Source organism: Streptococcus mitis, from assembly GCF_003942685.1.
GTDB classification, from domain to species: domain Bacteria; phylum Bacillota; class Bacilli; order Lactobacillales; family Streptococcaceae; genus Streptococcus; species Streptococcus mitis_CD.
On the sequence record NZ_RJNR01000010.1, the window covers coordinates 15671 to 32163 of the forward strand.

Annotated in this window: 18 protein-coding genes; 13 read left to right on the top strand and 5 right to left on the bottom strand. The window is 40.3% G+C overall.

Going from position 1 to position 16493, the window contains the following annotated elements:
• Window positions 1-98 precede the first annotated feature (98 nt).
• The 13 genes from rgg to D8855_RS07530 all read left to right on the top strand — a co-directional run bounded on the left by rgg (window position 99) and on the right by D8855_RS07530 (window position 10638).
• The gene (gene rgg / locus D8855_RS07470) at window positions 99-950 is read left to right on the top strand and encodes a quorum-sensing system transcriptional regulator Rgg (protein WP_125416785.1); all 852 of its coding nucleotides are present in this window, start codon (window positions 99-101) and stop codon (window positions 948-950) included.
• A gap of 200 nt (window positions 951-1150) precedes the next feature.
• Window positions 1151-2398: an MFS transporter gene (locus D8855_RS07475; RefSeq protein ID WP_125416787.1), complete on the top strand. Its 1248-nt coding sequence runs from the start codon at window positions 1151-1153 to the stop codon at window positions 2396-2398.
• Window positions 2399-2475: 77 nt separating this feature from the next.
• Complete coding sequence (hisS, locus tag D8855_RS07480) at window positions 2476-3756, top strand: histidine--tRNA ligase (RefSeq protein WP_078353102.1); 1281 nt, start codon at window positions 2476-2478, stop codon at window positions 3754-3756.
• Entirely contained in the window at window positions 3756-4220 is a 465-nt protein-coding gene (locus tag D8855_RS07485; protein WP_125416789.1) for a hypothetical protein, read from the top strand. The genes hisS and D8855_RS07485 overlap by 1 nt, the downstream gene beginning before the upstream one ends.
• Window positions 4221-4229: 9 nt before the next feature.
• The gene (locus D8855_RS07490; protein WP_125416791.1) at window positions 4230-4436 is read left to right on the top strand and encodes a helix-turn-helix transcriptional regulator; all 207 of its coding nucleotides are present in this window, start codon (window positions 4230-4232) and stop codon (window positions 4434-4436) included.
• Window positions 4436-4633: a hypothetical protein gene (locus D8855_RS07495; protein ID WP_125416793.1), complete on the top strand. Its 198-nt coding sequence runs from the start codon at window positions 4436-4438 to the stop codon at window positions 4631-4633. Before D8855_RS07490 ends, D8855_RS07495 begins: the two co-directional genes overlap by 1 nt.
• A 2-nt stretch (window positions 4634-4635) precedes the next feature.
• Window positions 4636-5376: a DUF3169 family protein gene (locus tag D8855_RS07500; protein ID WP_185757574.1), complete on the top strand. Its 741-nt coding sequence runs from the start codon at window positions 4636-4638 to the stop codon at window positions 5374-5376.
• Between the two features lie 10 nt (window positions 5377-5386).
• Complete coding sequence (locus tag D8855_RS07505; RefSeq protein WP_125416797.1) at window positions 5387-6211, top strand: ABC transporter ATP-binding protein; 825 nt, start codon at window positions 5387-5389, stop codon at window positions 6209-6211.
• The gene (locus D8855_RS07510; protein WP_125416799.1) at window positions 6204-6902 is read left to right on the top strand and encodes an ABC transporter permease; all 699 of its coding nucleotides are present in this window, start codon (window positions 6204-6206) and stop codon (window positions 6900-6902) included. The genes D8855_RS07505 and D8855_RS07510 overlap by 8 nt, the downstream gene beginning before the upstream one ends.
• 9 nt (window positions 6903-6911) lie before the next feature.
• Window positions 6912-7553, top strand: a complete 642-nt coding sequence (locus D8855_RS07515) for a CPBP family intramembrane glutamic endopeptidase (protein WP_049510885.1) — start codon at window positions 6912-6914, stop codon at window positions 7551-7553.
• A 17-nt stretch (window positions 7554-7570) separates the two neighbouring features.
• Window positions 7571-7801: a hypothetical protein gene (locus D8855_RS07520; protein WP_000832184.1), complete on the top strand. Its 231-nt coding sequence runs from the start codon at window positions 7571-7573 to the stop codon at window positions 7799-7801.
• Between the two features lie 154 nt (window positions 7802-7955).
• The gene (gene aspS, locus D8855_RS07525) at window positions 7956-9719 is read left to right on the top strand and encodes an aspartate--tRNA ligase (protein WP_125416801.1); all 1764 of its coding nucleotides are present in this window, start codon (window positions 7956-7958) and stop codon (window positions 9717-9719) included.
• Window positions 9697-10638: a YitT family protein gene (locus tag D8855_RS07530; RefSeq protein WP_000806281.1), complete on the top strand. Its 942-nt coding sequence runs from the start codon at window positions 9697-9699 to the stop codon at window positions 10636-10638. Before aspS ends, D8855_RS07530 begins: the two co-directional genes overlap by 23 nt.
• A 28-nt stretch (window positions 10639-10666) precedes the next feature.
• Here D8855_RS07530 and D8855_RS07535 read toward each other — a convergent pair whose 3' ends face one another.
• The 5 genes from D8855_RS07535 to D8855_RS07560 all read right to left on the bottom strand — a co-directional run bounded on the left by D8855_RS07535 (window position 10667) and on the right by D8855_RS07560 (window position 16279).
• Window positions 10667-11653, bottom strand: coding sequence for a LacI family DNA-binding transcriptional regulator (locus D8855_RS07535; RefSeq protein ID WP_020903391.1), 987 nt, complete (start codon window positions 11651-11653; stop codon window positions 10667-10669).
• A 9-nt stretch (window positions 11654-11662) separates the two neighbouring features.
• Window positions 11663-12463, bottom strand: a complete 801-nt coding sequence (locus D8855_RS07540) for a DUF1189 domain-containing protein (RefSeq protein WP_125416803.1) — start codon at window positions 12461-12463, stop codon at window positions 11663-11665.
• Window positions 12464-12760: 297 nt separating this feature from the next.
• Window positions 12761-13603 (bottom strand): sugar ABC transporter permease, encoded by an 843-nt coding sequence (locus D8855_RS07550; protein ID WP_004236955.1) that lies wholly within the window; start codon window positions 13601-13603, stop codon window positions 12761-12763.
• 1 nt (window position 13604) lies between these two features.
• Window positions 13605-14897, bottom strand: coding sequence for a sugar ABC transporter permease (locus tag D8855_RS07555; RefSeq protein WP_084862200.1), 1293 nt, complete (start codon window positions 14895-14897; stop codon window positions 13605-13607).
• A gap of 110 nt (window positions 14898-15007) precedes the next feature.
• Window positions 15008-16279, bottom strand: coding sequence for an extracellular solute-binding protein (locus D8855_RS07560; RefSeq protein WP_084862202.1), 1272 nt, complete (start codon window positions 16277-16279; stop codon window positions 15008-15010).
• Between the last annotated feature and the right edge of the window lie 214 nt (window positions 16280-16493).

Genomic DNA, 16493 nt, shown 5'->3' on the forward strand with positions numbered 1-16493 from the left:
CCTCTATTTTCTCATAATTCTGACAATTTGGCAAGTTTTTGATGAATTTTCTGAAAAATATGATAAAATGAAGAAAATACGGAATCAGGGAGAAGTCTATGGAGCAGATTGGAAAAGTCTTTAGACAATTACGAGAGTCAAGAAATATTTCGCTGAGACAAGCAACTGGGGGACAATTTTCGCCGTCTATGTTGTCCCGCTTTGAAACAGGTCAGAGTGAACTTTCGGTGGAAAAATTTCTATTTGCCCTAGAAAATATATCTGCCAGTGTGGAGGAAATCCTCTTTCTGGCGAGAGGGTTTCAGTATGATACAGATTCTGAGTTGAGAAAAGAAATCATAGATGTTTTGGATCCAAAGAATATAGCACCTCTTGAGGACTTGTATCGCAAGGAGTATCAAAAGCATGCCCATTCTCAAAACAAACAGAAACATATTCTAAATGCCATTCTTATCAAGTCTTATATGAAGGGTATGGATGAAAGGGTAGAGTTAACGGCAGAGGAAGGGAAAGTCCTTCATGATTATTTGTTTTCTACCGAGATCTGGGGGATCTATGAACTCAATTTATTTTCAGTCAGTTCACCATTTTTATCTGTTTCTCTTTTCACTAGGTATGTTAGAGAAATGGTACGAAAATCTGATTTTCTAATGGAAATGTCTGGTAATCGAAACCTTTTTCACACTATACTATTGAATGGCTTTTTAGCCAGTATTGAGTGTGAAGAATTTACTAATGCCTATTATTTTAAACGTGTTATCGAAGAGCATTTTTACAAGGAAAATGAGACCTATTTCCGAACTGTCTATTTGTGGGCAGAGGGTCTCCTTGATAGCAAGCAAGGTAGAGTCAAGGAAGGCCAGAAAAAGATGGAAGATGCTGTCCATATTTTTGAGATGCTTGGCTGTAATAAATCTGCCGAATATTATAGAAATACGAACGATTGTTGAATATCTGCAAACCAAGAAAATAATTTAAAATTTTAAGCGATAGAATTGTTGAGCTCTCTCGTGTCACTGGAGAAATTCTATCGTTTCTTTTTGCTCATTTTGTTTGTTGCATATATTCAAAAGTTTTTCCTCTAGAATTTCCAAGTGCTATACTATAGTCATACTTCACATAAAACTTCTAACAAGAAGGGAGATTACCTATGAAACTATTGTTTAGAAATCAAGCTTATCGACTCTTGACTTTGTCACGATTCTTCAATGCTTTTGGTGCTTCGATTTTCAATCTGGTCTTTATCGTCTATGCATCGACCTTGTCACAAGCCTCCTTTGCTGTTGCTATGGCGAATATTGTCATGATCATTCCCACGCTCTTTACAGTTTTTGTAGGGATTCGGGCAGATTACACGAGGGACAAGGTCAAATGGATGGTCTATAGCGGTTTGTTTCAGGCGGTTTTATTTTTTCTAGCAGCCCTAGTTGTTCAGCAAGCTACTCTCTTTGCCTTTTCTAGCCTGTGTTTGATCAATGTCATTAGTGATGTTATCAGTGATTTTGCTGGTGGTTTGCGCATGCCTCTCATTAAGGAAAAAGTAGCTGAAGATGATCTGATGGAAGCTTATTCTTTTTCCCAGTTCATCACCTATATTTCAGCTATTGGTGGTCAAGCTTTTGGAGTATGGCTCTTAGGTTTATCGGTCAACAATTTTTCCCTTGTTGCGGGAATCAATGCCTGTTTCTTCCTAGTATCAGCCTCTGTTCTCTTTTTAGGAAAAAGTAAATTGAGCCTGTCAATGTCATCTGCTGATGGTGAATCACTAAAAAATGAGAAGCTTTCTATCAAAGACCAGTTCCTAACAATTTACCGAAATTTACGCCTTGTTTTTCTTAAAGGTGGACAGAAAAACTTTGGATTCATGATCTTTGCTGTCTTGCTTATCAATGCCTTGGGTGGTTCCTTAGGGGGCATCTACAATATCTTCTTTTTGAGCCACTCTCTCTTGAATTTTTCTTACACAGAGGCGTTATTTATCAGTCAAGTCGGTGCTTTAGTAGCAGTCATCATCAGTAGCCTTACGGGCAATGATTATTTTGGGAAGCAGTCCCTGCCTAGATTGATGATGTGGGCTACCGTAGGGCTCACTCTAATTGGTCTGGCTAACGTATTCAATCAAGTCGTGCTTGGTTTGCTATTTCTCTTTTTAACTCTGTATGTGTCTGGTAAAGTTCAACCAAAGATTAGTGCCATGCTCATGAAAAATCTAGCTCCAGAGGTTCTAGCTCGTACCAGTAATTTTTTAGGTTTATTGTTTACCTTGTCCATACCTGTGGGAACAGCCTGTTTTTCACTAGTAGCCGTATGGAATATACAGTTGACTTGGATGCTATTTGTTGGCCTTTCCTTGCTGGCTATTCTTTTGACAGTTATTAATCTCAAAAATGATATCTAAATCCTAATTTTTTTCTTACTGTTTTAATCCCTCTATTTATGGTAAAATAAGACTATTAAGTTTAAAGAGGATTCCCTATGAAATTACAAAAACCAAAAGGAACGCAGGATATTTTACCTGCTGAGTCTGCCAAATGGCAGTACGTTGAGGGCTTTGCCCGTGAGATTTTCAAGCGCTACAACTACGCAGAAGTGCGTACGCCCATTTTTGAGCATTACGAGGTTATCAGTCGCTCTGTCGGAGATACAACGGATATCGTAACTAAGGAAATGTACGATTTCTATGACAAGGGTGACCGCCATATTACCCTCCGTCCAGAAGGAACAGCGCCAGTTGTCCGTTCCTATGTGGAAAATAAACTCTTTGCCCCAGAAGTGCAAAAGCCAAGTAAGTTCTACTACATGGGCCCTATGTTCCGCTATGAGCGTCCACAGGCAGGGCGTTTGCGCCAATTCCACCAGATTGGTGTCGAGTGTTTTGGCTCTAGCAATCCAGCTACCGATGTGGAAACCATCGCGATGGCAGCCCATTTCTTGAAAGAAATCGGCATCCAAGGTGTCAAGTTGCACCTCAATACTCTTGGAAATCCTGAGAGCCGTGCGGCCTACCGTCAAGCCTTGATTGATTATTTGACACCACTCAAGGAGACCTTGTCTAAGGATAGCCAGCGTCGTTTGGAGGAAAATCCTCTTCGTGTCTTGGACTCTAAGGAAAAAGAAGACAAGGTGGCTGTAGAGAATGCACCGTCTATCTTGGACTTCCTTGATGAAGAAAGCCAAGCTCATTTTGATGCTGTGCGTCAGATGTTGGAAAATCTGGGTGTAGACTATATCATCGATACCAATATGGTGCGTGGTCTGGACTACTACAACCACACCATTTTTGAGTTCATCACTGAGATTGAGGGCAATGACTTGACAGTCTGTGCGGGTGGTCGTTACGATGGCTTGGTTGCCTACTTTGGTGGACCAGAAACTGCTGGATTTGGTTTTGGACTTGGTGTAGAGCGCCTGCTTCTCATTCTTGAAAAGCAAGGTGTGGCCCTCCCTATCGAAAACGCCCTAGATGTCTATATCGCAGTCTTGGGAGAAGGAGCAAATGTTAAGGCTTTGGAATTGGTACAGGCTCTTCGCCAACAAGGTTTCAAAGCAGAGCGTGATTACCTCAACCGTAAACTCAAAGCTCAGTTCAAGTCAGCCGATGTCTTTGCGGCTAAGACCCTCATCACCCTAGGAGAGAGTGAAGTCGAAAGCGGACAAGTGACGGTCAAGAACAACCAAACCCGAGAAGAAGTGCAAGTGTCGCTTGAGACTATCAGCCAAAACTTCTCAGAAATCTTTGAAAAACTAGGCTTTTAATGATAGATAAACTGGTCAGGAACCTATTCCTGACCTTTTTCTTTTGCAAAATGACAAAAATCATAAACTTTTTGACAAATATGCTTGTCAAAAAGAAAAAGATGTGTTACAATGTAAGCAAGTTAAGAAATAGAAAGCAGAAAGGAGCTATGATGTGGGTAGTATTTATACTATTTATGATTTTCTTTTATTCTAATAATTCTAAAAAAATCAAGAAACTAGAGAATAAAATCAAAAAGCTTGAGCGAAAAGAGAAAGGAAATATAGAAATGTCAAGATTATTGCAAGAATTAATTGGGAAAAATCCAACAATCGTTGGACAAGTGTTTGGAACATCTTTATGGGAAGTTGTGGATGTTGATGAGGAATGGGTCAAACTACGTAGTGTTGATAAAGAGGGGAAAGAAAAATTCAAGTTGCAACGTATTGAGGATATCCAAACCGTTGAATTTGACGGAGAGTAGGTGTGTAACATGCAACTAAAAAATCGTCTAAAAGAGCTTCGAGCTCGCGATGGTCTCAATCAAACCGAACTAGCCAAGTTGGCAGGGGTTTCCAGACAGACCATTAGCCTACTGGAACGGGATGAGTACACCCCGTCCATTATCATTGCCCTGAGAATATCTCAAATTTTCAACGAAACAGTCGAATCGGTATTTCGCTTGGAGGAGGACGAGTGATGAACAAGTACAAAGTGATTTATTATGTAGTGGTCACAGTTCTATTAGTCAGCGTGTTTCTATTGATTGGGATAGACTTAGGCTGGTTTAATCCATATCAAAGTAACCAATTTGTTTGGGCCTACTTTGCTCTCATCCCAGTAATTGAATGGATTGAAAAGAAATCAAAAAATCTAGCAAGTGAAAAAGGAGAATGAAAATGAAAAAGAAAAATAAAGGTGGATTGTTATTTTTAATGTCTGTTGTCTTTGGAGGTTTCTTGGGAGGTTTTGTAGGGATGTTTAAGGATGCTGCCGAATCCCACGCAATCATTTTAGATGTAAAAGTCTTGATACCCTGGATATCAACTATTTGTTTACTGATAGGTTTCATTAGTATTCTTTTGACTTTCAATTTCTTAAAGAAAAGCAGAAAATTTCACTCCTTGTATCAAGAGGAAATGGATGATGACCTGAATGAAACCTATTATGTGCAAATGTATCGGAATCTTGAGTTTGGAAGCATTGCTTTTAATATTACAAACGTAGCGATTTTATTGGCTCTCTTCATTTCAGCAAGTGAAATGGTTGTACTAAATGGAAGCCATCTAACCTTATCTCTTTCTTTTTTGGGATTAGTATTGATTTTTAATGTTCAAAAATATTTTTATAAAACCATTGCGATTGTTCGCCAGTTTGATTTGGTATTTTTCTCTATGCCAAAGGATATCTTAGGCTATGTCAATTCTTACGATGAAGGGGAGCGCCAGGCTAATTTGGAACAGAGTTTTCGGATTTTATTCCAATTACATCAGTATGTCTTGCCAGCTTTGTACTTTCTGATTGCTCTCTTTTCTTTACTGACAGGAGAGATTCAGTTACTAGCCTTCTTGTTTGTCGGAGCAATCCATGTTTATATCAATGTGATGCAGTTGCCTATGGTGAAACGTTATTTTAAATAAAGGAGTTTCTATGATTCGTGTTGAAAATGTAAGCAAAAGTTTTGGGAGCAAAAAAGCTCTTCATCAGATTTCTTTTGAGATTAAGGAGGGTGAAATCTTTGGTTTTCTTGGCCCTTCTGGCTCAGGTAAAACAACCATGATCAATGTCTTGACAGGTCAGTTGGCTGCAGATCAAGGTAACACAATTTTGTTAGGCAAGAATTCTCAAGATTTAACCTCAAATGATTTGGAACAAATTGGTATTGTTAGTGATGGCAGTGGTTTTTATGAAAAGATGAGTCTTTATAAAAATCTTCTCATCTATGCTAAGTTATATGGTCTCAAGTCAGATAGAGTAGTTCAGGTGCTCCAACAGGTTGGATTGGCAGATGCTAAAGATGTTATCGCAGAAAAACTATCTACAGGAATGAAACAACGAATGTTCTTGGCTCGTGCCCTTCTTAATGCTCCTAAGATTCTCTTTCTAGATGAGCCAACCAGTGGCTTAGACCCTACAACATCCAAGATGATTCATACCCTACTTCAAGAATTAAAGCAAGCGGGGACAACTATCTTTCTGACCACGCATGATATGAATGAGGCAACTCTGCTTTGTGATCGCTTATCTCTTTTGAATAAGGGTAATTTAATAGAGTATGGAAGTCCGCAAGACATTATCCAGAAGTACCATGTGGATAAGAAGGTACGTGTGGTTTATAATGATGGACGAGAACAGATAGTTCCATTTGAAGAATTACCACATTTAGATACGACAGATTTGATGGTGGTTCACTCTTGTGAGCCGACTTTAGAAGAAATCTTTATCAGATTGACAGGAGAAAAGTTAGATGTTTAGAAAATTAAATGCCCTACTATGGTTAAGAGTGCAAGTTCTTATTAGCAATTCAAGTTTGTTAGCAACTTTATTGATGCCTTTTGGTATTGCTGTTCTATATAATGAATTGTCAAATAAGAATGGACAATTGAGCCTATTTTTACTATCTGCTAGCTTGACGATGGTCTTGAGCATGGGAAGTGGTTATATGGTATCGATTATGATGGCAGAAGATAAGGAAAAACGAAATCTCAAATCACTCATTCTAAGTGGTGTGACAGCAACAGAATATACTTTCAGTATGCTCGTTCTCCCTATTTTGATAATGTTGGTTGCTATGATTGTACTTCCCATCTATCTTAAAGTAGATGTATCTGGTTATTTAGTTGCCTATGCTATCTATTTGCTCCTAGCAACTATTTGTATTATTTTTCTCAACCTTCTAATCGGTGCGGTATCAGATACTCAGTCTAAAGCGCAAGTTTATAGTATCTTCCCTATGTTAATTGTCTCTTTTTTACCTATGATTGCTCTTCAAAATGATACGGCTCAGAAAGTGTTAGATTACTCGTTCGTTGGTCCAATTGTAAATCTTTTAAATAAAAAAGGTGGGGAAATATCTTTTTCTAATATTGGTATGTTACTTGCTTGGGTACTTGTATTAGGAATAGCAAACCTCTTTGTATTAAAAAACAGCTATAAAGCAAGATAGGAGATTTATATGAAATTACTTAAAAACCTTGGCTGGTTTCTTCTAGCTTTTCTATCCTTTTTCTTTATCTATGGTCTGGTTCAGAGTATGGCTCTGTCAGCTCTTGGACTAGGGGCTTCGATATATGGAGTTTTACCACTTTATATCGCCCTGTCAGGGGCCTATGTTTATGGAGTTTACAGATGGTATCAGACAGAAAAGGTTAGCATCCAGACAACAGCTTTTAATCGTCATATCTGGTTGCCTACTCTGGTTTTGCTAGTGGCTATTACAGCCCAGTTCTTTTTACCAGAAGATCCGTCGGTCAGTCAACAAATCGTATCTCAACTGACAGTGGAACAGCCTGCATTTGGTTTCTTTATGGTGGTGGTCTTTGCTCCTTTGACGGAAGAACTTATCTTTAGGGGGATGTTGGCACGCTATCTCTTTCCTAAGCAGGACAATAGGAAACAAACTCTGATTTTTCTTCTGGTATCCAGTGTTCTGTTTGCCTTGATTCATTTCCCAGGTGATGTGCAACAATTTTTTGTCTATTTTAGCCTTGGTTTTAGTTTGGGCTTGGCTTATATTAGCAGAAAAGGTCTGGTCTACAGTATTTCTCTCCACGCTTTGAATAATTTAATCGGCTTTTTGATGATACTCATGCTATAATAGAGTCAGGAGGTCACATGAAACGAGTAATTTTATTAGCAGTGATTCAGGCAGTTGTTCTATTTTTCATCATTGGAGCGCTAGCTTATGCCTTTAAGGGCGATTTCTTCTACAACTATCTAGCAGTCGTCTTTGCCCCTATTGCAGGTGTCTTGCGCTTTGGGACAGCTTATACAACGGAAATTGTCTTGCCGAGAAAGGCAGCCGAAATCGCTGAAAAGCGTAAAGCAGGCAAAAATTCAAAATAAAAGAGTCCGGTGAACTTCATCGGATTTTTGTATGGGCGCTAATTTTTAGCTCCTTCATTTGATTTTTAAAGACAGGCAAACTTTTCTGCTGATTTTCATGAAGAGCCTGCGCTTTTATGGTAAAATAGTAACAGAATAAAAGAGGAGAGAAACAATGAAACGTAGTATGTATGCTGGTCGTGTTCGTGAGGAACACATCGGACAAGAAATGACCTTGAAAGGATGGGTAGGCCGTCGTCGTGACCTTGGTGGTTTGATCTTTATCGACCTTCGTGACCGTGAAGGAATCATGCAGTTGGTTATCAACCCTGAAAAAGTATCTGCAGAGGTCATGGCAACAGCTGAAAGCCTTCGTAGCGAATTTGTTATAGAGGTGACTGGACAGGTCGCTGCGCGTGAGCAAGCCAATGATAAGTTGCCAACTGGTGCAGTCGAGCTAAACGTGACAGCTCTGACAGTACTGAATACAGCTAAAACAACCCCATTTGAGATTAAGGATGGCATTGAGGCCAATGACGATACACGTTTGCGTTACCGTTACCTTGACCTTCGTCGTCCAGAAATGTTGGAAAATCTTAAACTTCGTGCCAAGGTGACCCACTCTATCCGCAACTACTTGGATGAGTTGGAGTTTATTGACGTGGAGACACCATTCCTTTCTAAGTCAACTCCTGAAGGGGCGCGTGACTACTTGGTGCCGTCTCGTGTTAATAAAGGGCATTTTTACGCGCTTCCTCAAAGTCCACAAATCACGAAACAGCTCTTGATGAATGCTGGTTTTGACCGTTACTATCAAATCGTTAAATGTTTCCGTGACGAGGACTTGCGTGGTGACCGCCAGCCTGAGTTTACCCAGGTTGACTTGGAAACGTCTTTCCTTACTGAACAAGAAATCCAAGATATCACAGAAGGTTTGATTGCGCGCGTGATGAAAGAAACTAAAGGCATCGAAGTGACGCTTCCATTTCCTCGTATGAAATATGATGATGCTATGGCTCTTTACGGTTCTGACAAGCCAGATACCCGTTTTGACATGTTGCTTCAGGACCTGACAGCAGTAGTCAAAGGTGTAGACTTTAAAGTCTTTTCAGAAGCACCTGCTGTAAAAGCAATTGTGGTCAAAGGAGCTGCGGACAACTATTCACGTAAAGACATCGACAAGATGACCGAAGTAGCCAAACAGTATGGTGCCAAAGGTCTTGCTTGGGTCAAGGTGGTTGATGGAGAATTAAACGGACCAGTTGCCAAGTTCTTGACTAGCATCCAAGCAGAATTGACAACAGCGCTTGCTCTTGAAGATAAGGACTTGGTTCTCTTTGTGGCGGATACGCTTGAAGTGGCTAATGCAACGCTTGGTGCCCTTCGTGGACGTATTGCCAAAGAGCTTGGTTTGATTGATAATGATAAATTCAACTTCCTTTGGGTTGTTGACTGGCCAATGTTTGAATGGTCTGAAGAAGAAGGTCGTTACATGAGCGCCCACCATCCATTTACTCTACCACAGGAAGAGACTGCTCACGAATTAGAAGGTGATTTGGCGAAGGTTCGTGCCATTGCTTACGATATTGTCTTGAACGGTTATGAACTTGGTGGTGGTAGCCTTCGTATCAACCAAAAAGACCTTCAAGAACGTATGTTCAAGGCTCTTGGTTTCTCAGCCGAAGAAGCAAATGACCAGTTTGGTTTCCTTCTTGAAGCCATGGACTATGGTTTCCCACCACACGGTGGCTTGGCTATCGGGCTTGACCGATTTGTCATGCTCTTAGCAGGAGAAGAAAATATTCGTGAAGTTATTGCCTTCCCTAAGAACAATAAGGCAAGTGACCCAATGACACAAGCTCCTTCAACAGTAGCTCTCAAACAACTAGAGGAACTCAGCTTACAAGTAGAAGAAGATGAAACAAGCAAAACGAATTAAGCGGTGGCGCTATTATCTGCGCCGCTTTGCTCATCAGATAAAAATTTTACGTGTCTTACAAAGCATCTCTCGCGAAAAATATGATGAGAAGATTTCGGCCTCTCTGGTCTATGGATTTTTATCAGCAGTAGCGGTCAATTTCTTTTTCCAACCAGGTCATGTGTATTCGAGTGGTGCGACAGGTCTGGCACAGATTATCTCTGCCTTGAGTAATCACTGGTTTGGTTTTCATATCCCGATTTCGCTAACCTTTTACGCCATTAATTTTCCTTTGATGGTCTTGGCTTGGTATCAGATTGGGCATAAGTTCACCGTCTTTACCTTCATCACGGTATCCATGAGTTCCTTCTTTATCCAGTTTGTGCCTGTGGCGACCTTGACTGAGGATCCCATTATCAATGCCCTTTTTGGGGGTGTTGTCATGGGCTTGGGGATTGGTTTTGCTCTTCGCAATAATATCTCCAGTGGTGGGACGGATATTGTCAGTCTGACCATTCGCAAGAAAACGGGGAGGAATGTCGGTAGTATTTCTTTCTTGGTAAATGGGACTATCATGCTGATAGCGGGTTTGACCTTTGGTTGGAAATACGCTCTTTACTCTATGATTACCATCTTTGTCTCTAGCCGGGTGACAGACGCGGTCTTTACCAAGCAAAAACGCATGCAGGCTATGATTGTGACCAATCATCCAGTGAAGGTTATTGAAAAAATCCATAAAAAATTGCACCGCGGAGCAACCATGATCCACGATGCAGAAGGAACCTATAATCACGAAAGAAAGGCAGTTTTAATCACTGTCATTACACGTGCAGAGTTTAATGAATTTAAACAGATTATGAAACAGGTGGACCCAGGTGCCTTTGTCTCTGTATCTGAGAATGTTCATATTTTGGGACGATTCGTTGAAACAGAAAATTAGTAACTAAAAAACCAGCGCGAGCTGGTTTTTATTTTTCAACAATTTTATGTCCAATCAACTGGCGATAACAAATTTGTTTATTGCTTTTAGCATCATTGATGATCTGGAGAATAGTTTCAAAGGAAACACGACCAAGCTCCAAACTATTGATATCGACATAGGCTGCCAAGTTGAGCTTGGGATTGACTGAGTCGAAGCTGAGGACAGGGACATCCAGTTGGTGTTTTGCGATGTAATCACAGACCCCTGCAGCAAGGAGACTATCAATGGTAATAATAGCGTCAATATTTGGATCGTGTTTGAAGAGAAGTCTACTAAAGCGATAACCATTATCTTCAAGAAATTCAGTAGCAAAGTAAGTCAGATTAGTATCGAGAGGAAGTTGGTATTGTTTTAGAGCTAGCTCGTAACCTGTCAGACGGTCTTGTGTTACGAAGAGTCGCTTAGTACCTCCGATAAAGGCAATTCGCTTGCATCCTTTTTTGATGAAATACTCTGTCGCATCAAAACCAGCTTGGACATTGTCATTATCGACAAGTGGAATGAAGGGAGATAGAGATTTACCTAAGATAAGGAAAGGAAATTGCTCGTCTGCTACTAACTTAACCAAAGGGTCCTCTTCTTGGGCATAGAGGAAAATCAAACCATCTACACGTTTGCCGTAAACCATCTGGGAAATAGCTTTGAGTCGCTCTTTGGCGTCTTTACCTGTCGCGATCTGAATGGCGTAGTGGTTTTCAGAGGCGACTTGGGCAATACCACGGAGGACAGATGGGAAGAAAGGATTTTGATAGAAGGCATCTGAGTCGTCAGGAAGCACCAAGCCGATAACTTGGGTATAGCTACTTACCAAGCTACGAGCATTGAGGTTGGGGTGGTAATTGAGCTCCTTCATAGCCTTGCGAACACGTTTTTTTGTTTCGTCGCTAATGGTTGATTTATTTTGAATAACACGGGTTACGGTTGAAGGTGAAACACCAGCAGCCTTGGCCACATCTTTAATCGTAACGGGCATAAAAATCTCCTATTTATGGTAATCTGGATCACGGAAATGCGTTTTATAAAAGATAGTGACCAGATACAGAACAAAAAGAATGTTTTGTACAGTGATGAGGTTTGACATATTTTGGCCAAAGAGTCCCAAAATAAGTGTAATCAGAGTTGGTAATCCTAAACAGTTCAAGATAAAATGGTAGCACTCTTTAAAGGTCCTAAATGAAAAGAGGCGTGATTTCTTAGTGATATAAAGGAGAAGACTCGCTCCTAGAGAGACGATAAAGAAATTCAAACCAAAGAGGAAGCTCGCACCGAGAACTAGGAAGAGACTGATATAGACACGATTTTGCTGGTACCAGTCTTTAGAAATGGCTTGGGTCAAGCTGTCTTTACTTTTGAAACTCTCAGTCTCAATCGCTCGGTAAGAGATACGGGTCAGCTCTTTACTTTCCTTGCTGATGACGAGCTCATTCGTATCGAAATGCAGTTGCAAGTCCTTAGGTAATTCCTTGCTTTGACTTGGACCAATCACAATAGAAGGCGCTTGACTAGCTGTTCCGGTATAAGTTAATTTGCCATCAACAATTGCAGCATGTTCAGAGAGATCCTGTACAACCTTATCTGTCAATGGTTCATAGACATTATCGATAAAGGTTTCTAGCGGATAAGTCTCCTGCGAGCTGTTTTGGATGGCAATAGGTACCATAGATAAGCTGATAAGGAAGATACTGGTAAAGAGAAGTTGGAACCAGTTGAGTCCGAAACGTTTGGACAGGGGCTTACGAAATCCCCAAATACTTGAAAAATAGGAAAATGGATATGGAAGCATAGGTATCTTTCTAAAAGGTGTTTTCTATATGAGTATTATTATATAGAGAAATGTGCTTTATTTCAAGTCTAGGAGAAAAATTGCTTGTTGTAAGGGTATTACTTACAGTAACAATCGCTAATACTCAATGAAAATCAAAGAGCAAACTAGGAATCTAGCCGCAGGTTGCTCAAAACACTGTTTTGAGGTTGTGGTTAGAACTGACGAAGTCAGTAACCGTACTACGGCAAGGTGAAGCTGACGTGGTTTGAAGAGATTCTCGAAGAGTATAAAATGAAAAAGGGTGGCGGGGATATATTATCCCTTGTCGCCACCACTTGTAAGTCCTGAAACAAAGTTCTTTTGTAGGAAGAAGAAGAGAATACAGATTGGAAGGGCGATGAGGATAGCACCTGCTGAGAAGTAGGCAATCTTCATGTTTTTCACATTGCTAACGAAGGTTTGGAGACCTACGGCAACAGTAAAGTATTCTTTCTCACGAAGCAAGAAACTAGAGAGGATATAGTCTCCAAAAGGTCCCATGAAGGCCCAGAGAGCTTGTACGGCAACCATTGGGCGAACAAGTGGAAGAACAATTTGCCAGAAGCGGCGGAAGTGTCCTGCACCGTCTAGTTTTGCAGATTCGTCTAGAGACATTGGCACTGTATCGAAGTAGCCCTTCATGAGCCAAGCATTCATCGGGATACCCCCACCAACATAAAGGAAGATGAGGAACCAGCTGTGGTTAAGGGCGTTCAACATAAGTGCCATAACGAAGAAGGCAGTCAAAGCGGCCATTGTTGGCACCATTTGGATAATCAAGAAGAAGACCAAACTTTGTTTACGAGCCAAGAAATTGTAACGGCTATAAGCATAACCAGCAAGTACGATAATACTTGTTTGAACAGCCATAGTAATTAAGGCGATAATCAAAGTGTTGAGGTACCAAGTACCGTACAAGGTTTCAGTGAAGAGACCTTTAAAGTTATCAAAATTGAGGTCGATATTAGTATCTAGTTTAAAGGCTGAGACGTTACCTGCTTTAAAGGCTGACATGATGGTAATCAAAAGTGGATAGATAATCACGATTGATAGGCCAATTAAGTAGAGGTAAGTAAGGGTTTGAGTCAGTCTACGTTTGAGTTTAATTGAGTTATTCATCTTAGACATCCTCCATATCAAATGCGTGTAGTTTCTTGAATGCGATCATAGAGATTGAGATGACAATGATAGAGATAATCAAGGTAACAGCTGCCGCCATTGAGTATTGAGGAGATGTACCTGTTGTCAAACGGTAGATCCATGAAATCAAGATATCTGTTGAACCAGCTCCTCCTCCGACACTACCAGGACCTCCACCATTGAAGAGGTACATGATAGAGAAGTTGTTAAAGTTGAAGGTGTATTGGCTAATCAAAGTAGGTGCTGCAACAGCCAAGATCATTGGGAAAGTGATGTTGCGGAATTTTTGCCAAGCATTAGCACCGTCAATATAAGCTGCTTCGTAAAGGTCGTTAGGAATAGATTGCAAGATACCCAAAGTCAAAACGTAGATATATGGGAATCCAAGCCAACCTTGCATCATAATCAAGGCAACCTTAGTCCAAGTAGGGTCTGTTTTCCAAGGGATAAGAGCCCCATCAAGGAAAGGAAGGAATTTAGCAAAGATCGGCAAGACTTGAGTGTTGATAGCACCAACACTATCATTAAACATGTTTGAGAATGTCAAGATAGTGATGAAGGCTGGGACAGCCCAAGGAAGAAGGAAAATAACACCAAAGATACGTTTTCCTTTGATAAATGGTTGGTTAGCAATGATAGCTGTGAAGATACCAATCACGATCTGTAAAGTTGAGGCAGATAAAGCCCAGATGATAGTCCAAGAAAGAACAGAACCAAAGGCAGAACGGAAGGTACTCAAGCTCCAGATGTTTGTAAAGTTGGTCAAACCAACCCAGTCCAACAATTTGTTTGGTGGCAAGTGTTGGAAGTCGTAGTTGGTAAAGGCGATCATCAAGGTTACGATAACTGGGAAGATAATCGCAAAAGTCATGGCAATGTAAGATGGAATGATTAAGAGGTAAGGGAAACCATTCTCATAGATTCCTTTGACCATTTCTTTAAAGGTAAGTGCTACTGGAATACCATTATTAATGTGTTTGGCAGTTGTATGTGCATCTTTGATATTTGCGAAATAAAAGAGTACATAAACAACTACAAAGATTAAATGGAAGGCACCGCGAATCAGCATGAAGAGGGAATTATCACGACCTGGCTTGTCACCAAGAGTGATGAGGTTGCTCAATTCAGGGGCTGCAAGTGCTAGGAAATAAAGGACAAATACGATGGTTACACCAAGGAAGATAAAACCTTTGGCTTTTTGTTTATTGTAAATCTGTCCTAACCCAGGAATGATAGACAGCAGGGCTGCTCTACTAGGTTGTTGCTTTTCCATAATAACTCCTTTCATAGGATACTGGTTTCTAATCAAAACCTAAACTATATATGTTTTTTATTGATAAATTCAAAGGGGGATTTGAATTCCACCCCCCTTGAACAAATTTTTTATTCACCAAATTTTTGTTTGATTGTTTCTTTGATCAATGTTACAGCATCGTTAGCAGCTGTTTTAGCATCTTTCTTACCACTTACAGCTTCAAACAACATTGTTTTAGCTGGGTCCCAAACAGCTGACATTTGAGAGATGTTTGGCATTGGTTGAGCATTCTTGAACTGTTTGATAACAGCTGTTGTCAACTCATCGTTTTTACCTTCAGCGTATGAACGAGCTTCAGTGTTAGCTGGGATTTCGTTAGTTGTATCGTAGAAGGCTTTTTGTTCTTCAGTTGAAACAAGGAAGTCTACAAATTTTTGAGCAGCTTCAAGGTTTTTAGTGCTTGATGGGATGATCCAAGCTTTACCACCACCGAATGCTGCGTAGTCTTTTCCGTTTGGAAGAGTTGGGATAGTTGCAACACCGTAGTTTACTTTAGCGTCTTTGAAGGCTTTAGCTTTCCAAGGTCCGTCAATGATAGCAGCTGTTTTACCTTCTTGGAATTGAGTTTGGATTAGGTTTCCAGCTCCTTCAGTATCTTGCATACCTTTAGGCCATTTTTCATACCAAGATTTAGCGTATTCTACACCTTTGATAGCGCCGTCGTTGGCAAGACCGATGTCTTTAGCATCTTTACCGTTTTGTCCGAATACGTAACCGCCGTTACCAGCAAGAAGTCCGTATGCAAAGTAGAAGTTTGTCCAGTCAGCTAGGAAAGCAGAAGTTTTTCCATCTTCTCCAGCGAATGCGTATTTGCTATCTTTAGCAAGGTTTTCCAAGTCAGCAAATGTTTTTGGAGCTTCTTTTACCAAGTCTTTGTTGTAGTACATAACAAGTGACTCGATAACGGCAGGAGCACCGTAAACTTTACCGTCAGCAGCTGTTACAAGAGATTTAGTTTTATCATCTGTTTTAGCGCCGTCGCTCAATTTAACTTCTGAAAGTTGGCCGTCAGTACCAAGGCTACCTACACGGTCGTATGGTGCCATCATAACGTCAGCAGCTTTACCAGATTGGTTATCTAGAGAAAGGTTGTCAAGACCACCCATTTGGTCTCCGGTTTTGATAGTCACTTTTACGCCAGCTTCTTTTTCGTAAGCTTTTGCAGCTGATTCAGCAAAAGCTTTGTATTGGTCTTCAACGTAAAGAGTGATTTCTTTCGCTTCAGATGAACCAGCATCAGCAGCTTTTTCAGCAGGTTTGCTTCCGCAAGCTACCAAAAGCAAGCTAGCAAGTGTAGCAGTTCCAAGCACAGCAGCGCTCTTCATGAATTTAGATGACATAGTGTATTCCTCCTAAAGAATAACAAATTTTATAATGAGGAAACGCAAACGTTTTCCTTTATGGGACTAGTATAGCACAATTGGAAAGCGGTTGCAAGTGTTTTTTGTAAAAATTTTAAAAAAAATTCACGAAAAGGGTAAGCGTTTTATTTGTTTATAATAGTAGAAAATCCCAAAAATCGGTTTTGTTTTAAATTTAAAAAAAGTTGGGAAA